Origin of the sequence: Mesorhizobium sp. Root554 (genome assembly GCF_001427025.1) — a bacterium.
GTDB lineage: Bacteria > Pseudomonadota > Alphaproteobacteria > Rhizobiales > Rhizobiaceae > Mesorhizobium.
In genome coordinates this window covers 1,520,497-1,535,676 of record NZ_LMGA01000001.1, presented here as the reverse complement: position 1 = coordinate 1,535,676, position 15,180 = coordinate 1,520,497, and the positions used below count along the sequence as shown (strand labels likewise).

The 15,180-nt window shown below is 63.0% G+C and carries 12 protein-coding genes and 1 tRNA gene; 11 read left to right on the top strand and 2 right to left on the bottom strand.

The features are described 5' to 3' along the window. Positions 1–9: 9 nt before the first annotated feature. The 11 genes from nuoL (at position 10) to ASD44_RS07335 (ending at position 13,751) form a co-directional block, all read left to right on the top strand. Positions 10–1,995, top strand: a complete 1,986-nt coding sequence (gene nuoL / locus ASD44_RS07385) for an NADH-quinone oxidoreductase subunit L (protein WP_056110274.1) — start codon at positions 10–12, stop codon at positions 1,993–1,995. Further along, positions 1,992–3,497, top strand: a complete 1,506-nt coding sequence (locus ASD44_RS07380) for an NADH-quinone oxidoreductase subunit M (protein ID WP_056110272.1) — start codon at positions 1,992–1,994, stop codon at positions 3,495–3,497. Before nuoL ends, ASD44_RS07380 begins: the two co-directional genes overlap by 4 nt. 13 nt (positions 3,498–3,510) lie before the next feature. After that, complete coding sequence (gene nuoN / locus ASD44_RS07375) at positions 3,511–4,947, top strand: NADH-quinone oxidoreductase subunit NuoN (protein WP_056110270.1); 1,437 nt, start codon at positions 3,511–3,513, stop codon at positions 4,945–4,947. Beyond that, positions 4,947–5,771 carry a biotin--[acetyl-CoA-carboxylase] ligase gene (locus tag ASD44_RS07370; protein ID WP_056110268.1) on the top strand — a complete coding sequence of 275 codons (825 nt, stop codon included), beginning with the start codon at positions 4,947–4,949 and terminating at the stop codon, positions 5,769–5,771. The genes nuoN and ASD44_RS07370 overlap by 1 nt, the downstream gene beginning before the upstream one ends. Positions 5,772–5,791: 20 nt before the next feature. Next, positions 5,792–7,459, top strand: a complete 1,668-nt coding sequence (locus tag ASD44_RS07365; RefSeq protein ID WP_056110266.1) for a ribonuclease J — start codon at positions 5,792–5,794, stop codon at positions 7,457–7,459. A 100-nt stretch (positions 7,460–7,559) separates the two neighbouring features. Next, a complete protein-coding gene (gene mce, locus ASD44_RS07360) occupies positions 7,560–7,964 on the top strand; it encodes a methylmalonyl-CoA epimerase (RefSeq protein ID WP_056115633.1) in 405 nt (134 codons plus the stop codon). Beyond that, the gene (locus tag ASD44_RS07355; protein ID WP_056110264.1) at positions 7,961–8,230 is read left to right on the top strand and encodes a DUF1467 family protein; all 270 of its coding nucleotides are present in this window, start codon (positions 7,961–7,963) and stop codon (positions 8,228–8,230) included. Before mce ends, ASD44_RS07355 begins: the two co-directional genes overlap by 4 nt. Before the next feature lie 478 nt (positions 8,231–8,708). Continuing rightward, positions 8,709–10,037 (top strand): proline--tRNA ligase, encoded by a 1,329-nt coding sequence (gene proS, locus ASD44_RS07350; RefSeq protein ID WP_056110262.1) that lies wholly within the window; start codon positions 8,709–8,711, stop codon positions 10,035–10,037. Further along, on the top strand, positions 10,034–11,335 hold the full coding sequence (locus tag ASD44_RS07345) for a lipoprotein-releasing ABC transporter permease subunit (protein WP_056110260.1): 1,302 nt from the start codon (positions 10,034–10,036) through the stop codon (positions 11,333–11,335). The genes proS and ASD44_RS07345 overlap by 4 nt, the downstream gene beginning before the upstream one ends. Further along, entirely contained in the window at positions 11,332–12,015 is a 684-nt protein-coding gene (locus ASD44_RS07340) for an ABC transporter ATP-binding protein (protein ID WP_200946407.1), read from the top strand. Before ASD44_RS07345 ends, ASD44_RS07340 begins: the two co-directional genes overlap by 4 nt. 485 nt (positions 12,016–12,500) lie before the next feature. After that, positions 12,501–13,751 (top strand): site-2 protease family protein, encoded by a 1,251-nt coding sequence (locus ASD44_RS07335; protein WP_244478732.1) that lies wholly within the window; start codon positions 12,501–12,503, stop codon positions 13,749–13,751. A gap of 104 nt (positions 13,752–13,855) precedes the next feature. Here the strand turns inward: ASD44_RS07335 and lipB are convergent, their stop codons facing one another. Together lipB and ASD44_RS07325 are read right to left on the bottom strand one after the other, a co-directional pair. Then, complete coding sequence (lipB, locus tag ASD44_RS07330; protein WP_082542404.1) at positions 13,856–14,674, bottom strand: lipoyl(octanoyl) transferase LipB; 819 nt, start codon at positions 14,672–14,674, stop codon at positions 13,856–13,858. A 231-nt stretch (positions 14,675–14,905) separates the two neighbouring features. Further along, positions 14,906–14,990 (bottom strand) — tRNA-Leu (locus tag ASD44_RS07325). Positions 14,991–15,180: the final 190 nt, after the last annotated feature.

The window sequence follows — 15,180 nt, the reverse complement described above, 5'->3', positions numbered from 1 at the left end:
GGGGCAATCATGTACCAAGCCATTGTTTTTCTACCCCTTCTCGGCTTTCTGGTCGTCGGGCTGTTCGGCAACTCGCTGGGTGCCAAGGCATCGGAGTACATCACCTCCGGCTTCCTGGTGATCGCGGCGGCGCTGTCCTGGGTCGCTTTCTTCGCCGTCGCTTTCGGGACAGGCGAAGTGTTCACCGTGCCAGTGCTGCGCTGGATCCAGTCCGGAGGCGTCGATGCCGCCTGGGCGCTGCGCATCGACACGTTGACGGTGGTCATGCTGGTGGTGGTGAATACGGTCTCGGCGCTGGTCCACATCTATTCGATCGGCTACATGCACCACGATCCGAACAGGCCGCGCTTCTTCGCCTATCTGTCGCTGTTCACCTTCGCCATGCTGATGCTGGTGACCTCAGACAATCTCATCCAGATGTTCTTCGGCTGGGAGGGTGTCGGTCTCGCCTCCTATCTGCTGATCGGCTTCTGGTACAAGAAGCCGTCGGCCAACGCAGCCGCCATCAAAGCCTTCGTCGTCAACCGCGTCGGCGATTTCGGCTTCGCGCTTGGCATCTTCGGCGTCTTCGTGCTGTTCGGCTCGGTCAACCTCTCGACCATTTTCGCCAATGCCGCGTCCTTCGTGCCGGCGGAGCATGGAGCTGAAGCCGCGGCCCATGGCGAGACGGTGCTGACCTTCCTCGGCTATGCGCTGGACAAGGGCGCGGCGATCACCGTCGTGTGCCTGCTGCTGTTCATGGGCGCCATGGGCAAGTCGGCGCAGGTGCCGCTGCACACCTGGCTGCCGGACGCCATGGAAGGCCCGACGCCGGTCTCGGCGCTCATCCATGCCGCGACCATGGTGACGGCGGGCGTGTTCATGCTGGCGCGGCTGTCGCCGTTGTTCGAACTGTCGCACACGGCGCTGACGGTCGTGACTCTGATCGGTGCGATCACCGCCTTTTTCGCGGCCACCGTCGGCCTGGTGCAGAATGACATCAAGCGCGTCATCGCCTATTCGACGTGTTCGCAGCTCGGCTACATGTTCGTGGCGCTTGGGGTAGGGGCCTATGGCGTCGCGATCTTCCACCTGTTCACGCACGCCTTCTTCAAGGCGCTGCTGTTCCTCGGCTCGGGCTCGGTGATCCACGCCGTTTCCGACGAGCAGGACATGCGCAACATGGGCGGCCTGCGGAAGCTCATTCCAACGACCTACTGGATGATGGTGATCGGCACGCTGGCGCTGACCGGCGTCGGCATCCCGGCCACGCTTATCGGCACCGCCGGCTTCTTCTCCAAGGATGCCATCATCGAGGCCTCGTTCGTCGGCCACAATCCGGTTGCGTTGTTTGCCTTCATCATGCTGGTGATCGCCGCCTGCTTCACCTCGTTCTATTCGTGGCGGCTGATCTTCATGACCTTCCATGGCAAGCCGCGCGCCAGCCACGAGGTGATGCACCATGTGCATGAATCACCGCCGGTGATGCTGGTGCCGCTGTTCGTGCTGGCGGCGGGCGCGCTGTTCGCCGGCTTCCTGTTCCACGATGCCTTCATTGGCGAGGGTTACGAGAAGTTCTGGAAAGCCGCGCTGTTCACGTTGCCGACCAACCATATCCTTCACGACATGCATGAAGTGCCGATGTGGGTGAAACTGGCGCCGTTCGTCGCCATGCTGCTTGGCCTGCTCGTGGCCTGGCAGTTCTACATCCGCAATCCGCAGGCGCCGCGCGACCTCGCGGCCCGGCATCGCGGCCTCTACGCCTTCCTGCTCAACAAGTGGTATTTCGACGAGCTCTACGACTTCCTGTTCGTGCGGCCGGCGAAATGGCTCGGCTACACGTTGTGGAAGAAGGGCGATGGCACGGTCATCGACGGCTTTGGGCCTGACGGGGTCTCGGCCCGCGTGGTCGACGTCACCAACCGCGTCGTCAAGCTGCAGACCGGTTATCTCTATCACTATGCCTTCGCCATGCTGATCGGCGTCGCGGCTCTCGTCACCTGGATGATGCTATGACCGATTGGCCTATTCTCTCGACGGTCACATTCCTGCCGCTGGTCGGCATCCTGCTCATCCTGTTCATCCGGGACGACAGCGAGAATGCGCGCCGCAACGTGCGGATGATTGCGCTGTGGACAACGATCATCACCTTTGTCATCTCGCTGTTTATCTGGGCCGGCTTCGACAATGCGAACCCCGGCTTCCAGATGGTCGAGAAGACCGACTGGCTGGATTCCGGCATCTCTTACCATATGGGCGTCGACGGCATCTCGATGCTGTTCGTCATCCTGACCACCTTCCTGATGCCGCTGTGCATACTGGCGAGCTGGCAGTCGATCGAGAAGCGGGTGAAGGCGTACATGATCGCCTTCCTGCTTCTGGAAACACTGATGATCGGCGTGTTCTGCGCCCTCGACATCGTGCTGTTCTACGTGTTCTTCGAGGCCGGCCTGATCCCGATGTTCATCATCATCGGCGTGTGGGGCGGCAAACGGCGCGTCTACGCCTCGTTCAAGTTCTTCCTCTACACGCTGCTCGGCTCGGTGCTGATGCTGCTCGCCATCATGGCGATGTTCTTCCAGGCCGGCACCACCGATATTCCGACGCTGCTGACCCACAATTTCCCGGTGACTATGCAGACATGGCTGTGGCTGGCCTTCTTCGCCTCGTTCGCGGTGAAGATGCCGATGTGGCCGGTACATACCTGGCTGCCGGACGCGCATGTCGAGGCGCCGACCGCCGGCTCGGTCATCCTGGCGGGCATCCTGCTGAAGATGGGCGGATACGGCTTCCTGCGCTTCTCGCTGCCTATGTTCCCGCTGGCGTCCGAAATGTTCGCGCCGCTGGTGTTCACGCTGTCGGTCGTCGCCATCATCTACACCTCACTGGTGGCGCTGATGCAGGAGGACATCAAGAAGCTGATCGCCTATTCGTCTGTCGCCCATATGGGCTTCGTCACCATGGGTATCTTCGCGATGAACCAGGAGGGCGTGCAGGGCGCGATCTTCCAGATGCTGTCGCACGGCCTCGTCTCCGGCGCGCTGTTCCTGTGCGTCGGCGTCATCTACGACCGCATGCACACGCGCGAGATTGCCGCCTATGGCGGGCTGGTCAACAACATGCCGAAATACGCGACGGTGTTCCTGATCTTCACCATGGCCAATGTCGGACTGCCGGGCACCAGCGGTTTCGTCGGCGAATTCCTGACGATGCTCGGCGTGTTCAAGGTCAACACCTGGGTGGCGTTCTTCGCCGCTTTCGGAGTCATCCTGTCGGCGGCCTATGCGCTGTGGCTCTATCGCCGCGTCATCTTCGGCGCGCTGACCAAGGACAGTTTGAAGGCCCTGCTCGATCTGTCGCCGCGCGAGAAGGTGGTCATCTATCCGCTGGTGGTGCTGACGATCTTCTTCGGCGTCTATCCGGCGCCCGTGTTCGACGCGACCGCGCAGTCGGTCAAGGCGCTGGTCACCAACGTCTCCGCATCCATCAACTCCGCGCAGACCGCGGCGGCGAACTGAACCTGAGGCAATCATGACGTCGGACATTCTCTCCAGCCTCTCGCTTTCGGCCCCCGAACTGATCATCGCCATCGGTGCGCTGGTGCTGCTGATGGTTGGCGCGTATTCACGCGAAGCGACGAGCGGCGCCATCAGCGGGCTTGCCGTCGTCATCCTGATCGTGGCCGGCGGATGGATGCTGTTCATGACCGGCGAGGGCAGCGCCTATGGCGGCGCCTATGTGCAGGACGCGTTCGCCCGCTTCATGAAGGTGCTGTCGCTGGTCGGTTCGGCGGTGACGCTCGTCATGTCGGTGCGCTTCGCCAAGGCGGAGAATTTCGACAAGTTCGAGTACCCGGTTCTGATCCTGCTTTGCACGCTCGGCATGATGCTGATGATCTCGGCCAGCGGCATGATCGGGCTTTATCTCGGCCTCGAACTTCAGTCGCTGGCGATCTATGTGCTGGCGGCGATCAATCGCGAGAACGCCCGCTCCACCGAGGCCGGCCTGAAGTATTTCGTGCTGGGCGCGCTGTCTTCCGGCATGCTGCTCTACGGCATCAGCCTCGTTTACGGCTACACCGGCAACACATCCTTCGACGCCATAGCCTCGGCGCTGGGCACGGGTGAACGGCAGCTTGGACTGGTGTTCGGACTGGTTTTTGTCCTCGCCGGACTTGCCTTCAAGATTTCCGCCGTGCCGTTCCACATGTGGACGCCCGACGTCTATGAGGGCGCACCGACGCCGGTCACCGCCTTCATGGCGGCGGCACCCAAAATGGCGGCCATGGCGCTGATCGTGCGCGTCACCATGGGCGCGTTCGAGCCGATTGCCGCCGACTGGCAGCAGATCATCGTCTTCATCTCCATCGCCTCGATGGCGCTGGGCGCCTTCGCCGCTATCGGCCAGACCAATATCAAGCGGCTGATGGCCTATTCCTCGATCGGCCATATGGGCTATGCGCTGGTCGGGCTTGCCGCCAACAGCGAGGCCGGCGTGCGCGGCGTCGCCATCTACATGTTGATCTACCTGGTGATGACGCTCGGTACCTTCGCCTTCATCCTGGCCATGCGGCGCAATGACCAGAATGTCGAGCAGATCGGCGATCTCGCCGGCCTGTCATCGACCAATCCGGCGATGGCGACGGTGCTGACGATCCTGATGTTCTCGCTTGCCGGCATTCCGCCGCTCGCCGGTTTCTGGGGCAAATGGTACGTCTTCCTCGCTGCCATCAACGCCAATCTCTACGCGCTGGCAGTGCTCGGCGTTCTCGCTTCGGTGGTCGGCGCTTACTACTATCTGCGCATCATCAAGATCATGTGGTTCGATGAATCCGTCGGCGGCTTCCAGCCTATGGCGGGCGAATTGCGGGTGGTGCTCGGCCTGTCCGGCATTTTCGTCCTGTTCTACGTGCTGATCGGCGGTCCGGTCGCCAGCTATGCCGGGGCCGCGGCGAAGACATTCTTCTGATGGGATTTGCACTGGCGCCGACTGCTGCCGCCGAAGGCTTCCGCCTCGAGGCGCATGATACGGTCGGTTCCACCAACGCGCTGGCGCTGGACCATGCTCGCGCCGGCGATTCCGGCAAGCTTTGGGTCGTATCGAAGAAGCAGGACAGCGGCCGTGGCCGCCGCGGGCGGGCCTGGGCCACGCCGCATGGCAATCTTGCCGCAACACTACTGGTGATTTCCAACGGAGAATTGCGGCTGGCGGCGACACTCGGCTTCGTTGCCGGGCTGGCGCTGGCGGATGCGCTGGAAGCCGTGGTTCCGGAAAAGCGGATTTCAATCGGCCTTGACGGCGCCAGCGCCGGACGCAACCGTTTCGAACTGAAATGGCCGAACGACGTGCTAGCGGCCGGTGCGAAGATGGCCGGCATCCTGCTTGAATCGGCGGTGCTCGCCGATGGGCGGTTTGCCGTCGCGGTCGGCATTGGCGTCAATGTCGTCGCCTATCCGCAGGATTTGCCCTATCCGGCCACGTCGCTGAAGGAACTGGGCAGCGGCTGTGACGCCGAAACGTTGTTTCTGGCGCTATCGGATGCCTGGAGCGAAAACGCCCGGCTCTGGCAGGAGGGGCGCGGGCTCGATGCCGTGCGCAAACGCTGGCTGCAGCGCGCCGCCGGCCTCGGCGGGCAGGTTGCGGTCAGAATCGACGGGAATGTGGTGCGTGGCACCTTCGAAACCATTGACGAGGACTGCCGTTTCGTGGTCCGCGATGAACGTGGCGCGCTGTTGACGATTGCGGCCGGCGACGTTCACTTCGGCGCGGTCGCTTCGGCGGGCTCTGTCTAAGACCTCAGGAAGGACCCTTCATGGCCAACAGCAACGCCGAACTCGTCTTCGTTCCGCTCGGGGGCGTCGGCGAAATCGGCATGAACTTCGCTCTTTACGGCTATGGACCGGCCAACAAGCGCGAATGGCTTCTGGTGGATGTCGGCGTCACCTTTCCCGATGCGTCGCTGCCTGGCGTCGATCTCGTTTTGCCCGACACACGCTTCATCGAGGAAAACGTCGCCAATCTTCGCGGTATCGTCATTACCCACGCGCATGAGGATCACTACGGTGCTTTGCACGACATCTGGCCCCGTCTGAAGGCGCCGGTCTGGATGACGCCTTTCGCCGCCGGACTGCTTGAAGCCAAGCGGCAGGGCGAGCAGGGCGCGCCGAAAATCCCGGTGACGATCTATCGCGGTGGTGAAAAGTTCACGGTCGGCCCGTTCGAAATCGAGGCGATCCCGGTGGCGCACTCGATTCCGGAGCCGATGTCGCTCGCCATCACCACGCCGGCGGGCACGGTGATCCACACCGGCGACTGGAAGATCGACCCAGCGCCGACGGTCGGGCCGATGACCGACGAGGCGCGGTTCCGCGCCTATGGCGACAAGGGCGTGCTGGCGCTGGTCTGCGATTCCACCAATGCGGTCAGGGACGGGGATTCGCCCTCCGAGCAGGCGGTGGGCGCCAGCCTGAAGGACATCATCAGCCAGGCCAAGGGCCGGGTCGCCGTCACCACCTTCTCCTCCAATGTCGGTCGCATCGTTTCGATCGCCAAGGCGGCGCGCGATGCCGGCCGGCAGTGCCTCCTGCTCGGACGCTCGCTGAAGCGCGTCGTCGATGTCGCCGGCGAACTCGGCTACATGGATGGACTGCCGGAATTCATCGCCGAGGAGGATTACGGCTTCATCCCGCGCGACAATCTGGTGATCATCTGCACCGGCAGCCAGGGCGAGCCGCTGGCGGCGCTGGCGAAGCTGTCGCGCGACGAGATGAAATCGGTAGCGTTGACCGCCGGCGATACGGTGATCTTTTCCTCGCGCACCATTCCCGGCAACGAAAAGGCGATCCTTGAGGTCAAGAACAAGCTGATCGACCTCGGCATGAAGATCATCGAGGACGGTGACCAGTTGGTGCATGTCTCCGGGCATCCGCGCCGCGCCGAACTGAAGCGCATGTATGAATGGGTGCGGCCACAGATCGGCGTTCCGGTGCATGGCGAGGCTGCGCATCTGGTGGCGCAAGGGTCATTGATGGCGACCAGCGGCATCGCCCAGGTGGCGCAGATCCGCGACGGCGACATGCTGCGGCTTTATCCGGGCGCGGCTACGATCATAGGCAAGGTGCCGTTCGGCCGCGTCTACAAGGATGGCAAGCTCGTCGGCACCGACGAGGCCATGGGCATCAAGGACCGGCGCAAGCTTTCCTTTGCCGGCCACGTAGCCGTCAATGTGGTCCTCGACGACAAATATGAGCTGGCGGGCGATCCCGACCTGGTCGCCATCGGCGTCGCCGAAGCGGACGCGCGCGGCGAGACGCTGGAGGACCTCATGCTCGATGCGGCAATCGGCGCGGTGGACTCGATACCGCGACAGCGCCGAAAAGACCTGGACCTCGTGCAGGAGTCCGTGCGGCGCGCCGTTCGCGCCGCGGCGAACGAAAGCTGGGGCAAGAAGCCGCTGGTGACGGTGTTTGTGACGAGGTGAAATAGGCAGTTGGCAATGGGTAGTCGGCAGTCGGTGATTGCCGTGTGACGACGAAGCCTGTCCTTGTTCCTATTGCCGACTGCCGTATCTGGAGATGCCCATGCTAGGCCGCCTCAACCACGTCGCCATTGCCGTGCCGGACCTTGCAGCTGCGACAGCGACCTATCGCGACACGCTCGGCGCGCGGGTGAACCAGCCGCAGGCCCTGCCAGAACATGGCGTCACCGTGGTGTTCATCGATCTCGGCAACACCAAGATCGAACTGCTCGAGCCGCTGGGCGAGGGATCTCCGATCGCCGGTTTCCTGGAAAAGAACCCGTCCGGCGGAATGCACCACATATGTTACGAGGTGGATGACATCATCGCCGCCCGTGACCGTCTCAAGGCCGCCGGCGCGCGCGTGCTCGGCGACGGCAATCCCAAGACCGGCGCTCATGGCAAGCCGGTACTGTTCCTGCATCCAAAGGATTTCACCGGTACGCTGGTGGAACTGGAGCAGGCATGAGCTGGGTCTCGCTCACCGCTCTTTTCTTCGTGGTCTGGTGGACCGTCCTGTTCGCCATTCTTCCGTTTGGCCTGAAGACGCAGGACGACGACAGCGACGTCACCCTCGGCACGGTTTCCAGTGCGCCGCGCGGGCCGCACATGTTGCGCGCGGTGCTGTGGACGACGCTCGTGACGATAGTTCTGCTGGGAATATTCTACGGCGTGACCCGGGGGCTTGAACTGGGCATTGACGACCTGCCGCATATCGTCCCGGAATTCGAGTGATCGACACTCGGGGACTGTGTTCACGTAAAAGTGGACAGCGTCATCCGTGTTCACAGAATCGGCGTGCAAATTCCTGACTGCACAAAAAAAATGCAAGGCACGAGGCCTTGCAATTAAACGCGTCCGATCTGTTTTCCGTTGTCCGGCGGCAGCGAAAATCGCGCCTAGATCGCATCCTCCCAAGACTTTGACCGCGCAGGAGAGCAGATTGTACTTCTACCCTCTCGGTTATGCAGGGCACCCTATCCCAACCGGGAAGACGATGTCACGAAAAATTTTGCCCTGAAACATGCAATACTGTGCTGCATTGCACAATGGACGTGCACTTCTTGCACGCGAAACGTACAGATTGAATCGCCGCTTGCGAGGTCGCCTCCGGCGCGGGTTTCCAATCCGCCACGAAATAGCTATGAAGCCGTGCAAGCAAGCCTGCTTCGCGCCGATTCCGGCACGTTCGCCCTCTCTCACGGAACACCCCATGCGTTTGTCGCGCTACTTCCTGCCCATTCTCAAAGAAAACCCGCGCGAAGCCGAAATCGTATCGCACCGGCTGATGCTGCGCGCCGGCATGATCCGGCAGCAGGGGCAGGGCAGCTTTTCGTGGTTGCCACTGGGCAAGCGGGTGCTCGACAAGGTCTGCCGCATCATCCGCGAGGAGCAGGACAGGGCGGGTGCGCTGGAGATATTGATGCCGACGATCCAGTCGGCCGATCTGTGGCGCGAGAGCGGGCGCTACGACGACTACGGCAAGGAGATGCTGCGCATCAAGGATCGGCAGGAGCGCGAGATGCTCTTCGGGCCGACCAACGAAGAGATGGTGACGGAAATCTTCCGCTCCTACGTGAAATCGTACAAGGACCTGCCGCTCAACCTCTATCATATCCAGTGGAAGTTCCGCGACGAGGTGCGGCCGCGCTTCGGCGTGATGCGCAGCAGAGAGTTCCTGATGAAGGACGCCTATTCGTTCGACCTCGACTATGAGGCCGCCAAGGCGGCCTATAACCGCATGTTCGTCTCCTACCTGCGGACCTTCACGCGCATGGGGCTGCAGGCGATCCCGATGCGGGCGGACACAGGGCCGATCGGCGGCGATCTGAGCCATGAGTTCATCATCCTGGCCGATACCGGCGAGAGCCAGGTCTATTGCCACCGCGACTATCTTTCGTTGCCGGTGCCCGGCGCCGATACCGACTTCGCCAACGACGCGGAAATCGCCGATATCGTCCAGACGTGGACGACGCCCTATGCCGCCACCGACGAGATGCATGACGAAGGCGGCTGGGAGAAAGTGCCCGACGCCGACAAGGTTTCGGCGCGCGGCATCGAAGTCGGCCACATCTTCCATTTCGGCGACAAGTATTCAAAGCCGATGGGCGCGAAAGTGACCGGACCGGACGGCAAGGAGCATTTCGTCTCCGGCGGCTCCTACGGCATCGGCCCGAGCCGGCTGGTGGCGGCCATCATCGAAGCCAGCCACGACGAGAACGGCATCATCTGGCCCGAGGCGGTGGCGCCGTTCGATGTGGTAATCATCAACATGAAGGCCGGCGATCCCGAATGCGACAAGGTGTGCGACCAGCTCTATGCCGCGCATCAGGCCGCCGGGCTCGACGTCCTCTATGACGACACCGACCAGCGCGCCGGCGGGAAATTCGCCAGCGCGGATTTGATCGGCGTGCCGTGGCAGGTCATCGTCGGGCCGCGCGGCGTCGCGGCGGGCGAGGTAGAGGTCAAGCGCCGCGCCACGGGCGAGCGCGACACCAAGAAGATCGAGACGCTGCTGGCGTCGCTCGGGCCGAAGGGATGAGCGCCGCCGCCGAAACGAAGGGTCCGGCCAAGCCGGGAACCGGAGCCGGCCCGTTCTCCGGCTTCGAGCGGATGGTTGCCTGGCGCTATCTGCGCTCGCGCCGCAAGGAAACGGTGATCTCGGTCATCGCCTCCATCTCGTTCCTCGGCATCATGCTGGGCGTCGCGACGCTGATCGTCGTCATGGCGGTGATGAACGGGTTCAGGGCCGAGTTGCTGACGCGCATCCTCGGCGTCAACGGGCATCTGATCGTCACGCCGGTCGATCTGCCGCTTGAGGACTACGCCGCCGTGGCCGGCCGCATCAACGGCGTGGCGGGCGTGAAATACGCCATTCCGCTGGTCGATGGGCAGGTGCTGGCGCAGGGCAATGTCGGCGCCGGGACTGGCGCGCTGGTGCGCGGCATCCGCGGCGAAGACCTCGGCAAGATGACCATCGTCGCCAACAACATCAAACAGGGCTCCATCGTCGGCTTCGACACCGGCGAGGGCGTGGCGATCGGTCGCCGCATGGCCGACAATCTCGGCCTCGCGCTCGGCGATACGATAACGCTGGTGTCGCCCGACGGCGACGTGACGCCGCTCGGCACGACGCCGCGGCTGAAGGGCTACCCGGTTTCGGCCATCTTCGAAGTGGGCATGTCCGAATATGACAGCTCCATCGTCTACATGCCGTTTGCGGAAGCGCAGCTCTATTTCAACATGGAGGGCCGCGCGCAGACCATCGAGATCTATGTCGATAATCCCGACGATGTCGATGCGCTCAGGCCGAAGATCGAGGAGGCGGCGCAGCGGCAGATCTACCTGACCGACTGGCGACAGCGAAACCAGACGTTCTTCTCGGCGCTGCAGGTGGAACGCAACGTGATGTTCATGATCCTGACGCTGATCGTGCTGGTGGCGGCGCTGAACATCATTTCGGGCCTAGTCATGCTGGTGAAGGACAAGGGCCACGACATCGCCATCCTGCGCACCATGGGCGCGACGCGCGGCGCGATCCTGCGCATCTTCCTGATGACGGGCGCCGCCATCGGCGTGGTCGGCACCTTCGCCGGTGTCATCCTCGGCATCCTCATCTGTCTGAACATCGAGCGCATCCGCGAGTTCTTCTCGTGGATTTCGGGCACGGTTCTTTTCAATCCCGAGCTTTATTTCCTCAGCCAGTTGCCGGCGAAGATGGACCTCAGCGAAACCTTCTCGGTTGTCGCCATGGCCTTGGTGTTGTCCTTCCTGGCGACGCTGTTTCCCGCCTGGCGGGCGGCGCGGCTCGATCCCGTCGAAGCATTGAGGTACGAATGATGGCCGCAGCCATTATCGAACTGAAGGGCGTTGAGCGGCACTACGAGCAGGGCGAGCGCAAGCTGACCATCCTGAACGGCGCGGATTTTACGCTGCGGCGCGGCGAGATGGTGGCGCTGGTGGCGCCCTCCGGCACTGGCAAGTCGACGCTGCTGCACACGGCGGGACTGCTGGAGCGGCCCGATGCCGGCGATGTCATTCTCGGCGGCCGAGCCTGCGGGCGGCTCTCAGACGAGGAACGCACGGCGATCCGCCGCAACGATGTCGGCTTCGTCTACCAGTTCCATCATTTGCTGCCGGAGTTTTCGGCGCTGGAAAACATCATGATGCCGCAGCTCATCAAGGGGCTGCCGCACAAGGAAGCGGCGGAGCGCGCGGCGCAGCTGCTCGACTACATGCAGATCGGCAAGCGGGCGCAGCATCGTCCGTCCGAGCTTTCCGGCGGCGAGCAGCAGCGCGTGGCGATCGCCCGCGCCGTCGCCAACGCGCCGCTGCTGCTTCTGGCCGACGAGCCGACTGGCAATCTCGACCCGGTCACCGCCTCGTATGTGTTCGAGGCGCTGGGTGCGCTGGTGAAGCAATCCGGCCTGGCGGCATTGATCGCCACGCACAACCATGAGCTGGCCGCGCGCATGGACCGCCGCGTGACGCTGGCCGACGGCAAGGTCGTTCCGCTTTAGGCGTCGGCGGCCCTTCTAGCTTCTTATTTAAAACGTCCGGCCGCCGTTATTGTCCGGCTCTTGAAGCGAACGTTCATCCGGACATTGCCGGTGACCGTGATGCGCCGGCTTCCGTGGCCGCAGGCGGACACGTTCGTCGGGATTTCAAAGATCGTTAAAATTCGGCGGTCCTGGGGCACGCGGTTCACGCTTCGCTAACCCTTGCGGCAGGAGACGGCAGGAGCCGTTACGTTCCGACCTCAGAACGTTTGACAATTCGAACAAAATAAGAACAAATGAGATACAAATTAAAAACAGGAGAGAGTTATGACCGATTTCGTTCAGGACGTGGCCTCGCTGGTTTGCATGAGCGCCTTCCTGGTTTCCATGGCCGTATGGATCGGCGCGATGTGATTTGTCTGGCCGGGCTTTTGCCTGGTCTCGTCGCGGCGATTAAGCTTTTCTTGCCGCGACGGCGATACGATGCTCCCGACATGGAGTAATGCGTGGTGTCGCCGCTTCTGACGCTTGGCCTCGTGGCCGGAAATCTCGGTCTTATCTTTCTGCTCATGACGGTGCCGCTCGGGAGCCGCACCGTCAAACTGAGCAGGCTCGTCGCTGCCGACCGGATGCGTCTGTGGCAGGCGAAATGGCCGCTGGGCGCACATGCAGGATGGTCCGGCGAGATTGTGTCCGCAACGTCTGACGGCGAAGGTGCGGCGCGTGTTTTCCTGTCCTGGGAAGGGCGGGACGGGCTGCCGATCGAACGCAAAATAGTCCTCGAAGATGTGAACGAGGGCAGGCGGTTCGCCATGCGCGTCATCGATGACACCTCGCTCGATCCGTCGTTCTGGGCACACTACCGCGAAACGACGGAGCTGATCCGCGAAGGTGAATTCACCCGGGTGGTCGTCAGCCAGACAGACCGGTATCGCGGCGTGGCCTTCCTCATTTTCCGTTATTTCGCCATGCGCCGGGAATTGGCCAAGCTCAAGGTCTGGGGCGAGAGCGGCCGTTACCGCGCAGGCGGATGGTTCGAGCATCCTCTCAGCCAGGTGGGTTTCGCGGTCGTCTCCGCCCTGATCCTCTGGCCGCTCTTCGGCCTAAACATCGGTGGCTTCGCCCTGGCCGCGACGCTCACCTCGGTGGTGGCGTTGCATGAACTGGGGCACATGACGGCGTTCCGCATGATGGGTCACAAGCGGACGCGAATGATCTTCATTCCGTTGCTGGGCGGCATCGCCATCGGCGGCCGGCCCTATGACAGTCATTTCGAAGTTGCTTTCGTCGCCTTGATGGGGGCGGGCTTTTCAGCGCTTTTCGTGCCGGCTGCCATGCTGGGCAGCGAGTTCGCCGGTGCGGAGGGTCATCGTCTGGCCGCCGCTCTCCTGGCGACGTTCGCCGGCTGCGCGGCGTTGTTCAACATCGCCAATCTTGTGCCGGTGTGGAAATTCGACGGCGGCCAGGTGCTGCGCCAGATTTGCCCGACGCCCTGGGTTCTGGCCAGCTGTTCCTTCCTTATCCTGGCGGCCTTTCTCGGCGTCGGCTGGAGGGCGGGCTTCGAACCCGGCTTCCTTCTGGTCGCTGCGGCTGTTTTCATTGTTCTCAGCCTGCTGACCATGGGCAGCGGCGTGAAGCCGCGCCACGAATTGAAACCGATCGGGACTTTCGACCGGGTTGCGATAGGCGGTGCGCTGTTGGCTGTTTTCGTCATCCACGGCTGCGGCGTGCTGTGGGCGGTGTCCAAGCTGGCCTGATGCATGTCGCCAAAAGTGCGCGCGGCTTGGGGAAAACGACATGCATAAAACAAAGAACTTAAAGCACGTCGTCTGAAGCCATTTGACGCGACGCTCTTTGGGCGTCAGCCGGCCTTGCGGGCCGGTTGTGATGCATCCGGCCCGGCAGGCGCGATGTCGCCATGAGCGGATTCGGGAAACCTGGCGGCGAACGGAAAATTCGTAATGGCACCAGCCGCCGCCGGTCCGAACGTCTGCTCGAAAGCCGCTTTCAGGGCCAGGTCCAAATCCGCCATGGTGACGGGCAGGCCGAGGTCGACCAGGCTGGTGACGCCATGCTCCTGCACGCCGCAAGGCACGATCCCGCCGAAATGACCGAGCTCCGGCTCGACATTGATGGCGATGCCGTGGAAGGAGACCCAACGCCGCAGGCGGATGCCGATGGCGGCGATCTTGTCTTCCACCGGGCTTCCATCGGGCATGGGCGGACGATCCGGCCGCACCACCCAGACGCCGACGCGGTCCTCGCGCCGTTCGCCGCGCACGTTGAAGGCGGCCAGCGTGTCGATGATCCATTGTTCCAGCGCGGCAACGAAGGCGCGCACATCCTCGCGCCGCCGCTTCAGGTCGAGCATGGCGTAGGCGACGCGCTGGCCGGGGCCGTGATAGGTGTAGCTGCCGCCGCGGCCAGTCGCGAAAACCGGAAACCGCCCGGGATCGACGAGGTCGGACGGCTGGGCGCTGGTGCCGGCGGTGTAGAGCGGCGGATGCTCGACCAGCCATATCATCTCGCTGGCGCCGCCGTTGCGGATGGCGTCGGCGCGCGCCTCCATATAGGCTACGGCATCCTCATAGTCGGTCAGGCCGGGCTCGATGCGCCATTCCACCGGAGCGGACCCCGGCGAAGGCAGGAAAGACGTGGCGATCAGGCTGCGTTCAGGCATGTCAGGTCTCGTGATCCTCCCCTGATATGGCGGCAATCGCCGCAAACGTCCAGAGGCGCCAGCAGGCGGGATGACGGCCGGGAGGCAGCACTGCCGCTTGATCCGCGCAAAGCAGGCTTCCTGCGTGGCGCGGACAGGCGAATTGCCGCGGCGCGCAGATCAGCGATATCTAGAAGACGTCGTCATCCGGAAATGCAGGAAAACAGGGGATTGCGACCTGTCTTTCAGAAATGGTGCGGTCGAGAGGACTCGAACCTCCACGGGTTGCCCCACAGCGACCTCAACGCTGCGCGTCTACCAATTCCGCCACGACCGCACGTGGTAGGGCCGAACAAGCCGGCTCGCGGCGTGTAGCAAATCGTTTCCGGCGAAACAAGTGCGCATTCGGCAATATTCGCCGGCCTTCGGAAAGATTGGGCGCGAACTGTCGGCGGGCCGTCTCCATAGAAAAAGCCGATTTGCAGGCGCACTTGCGCAAGCGCTGGGGCAGGGCGCATTTCGTTTGA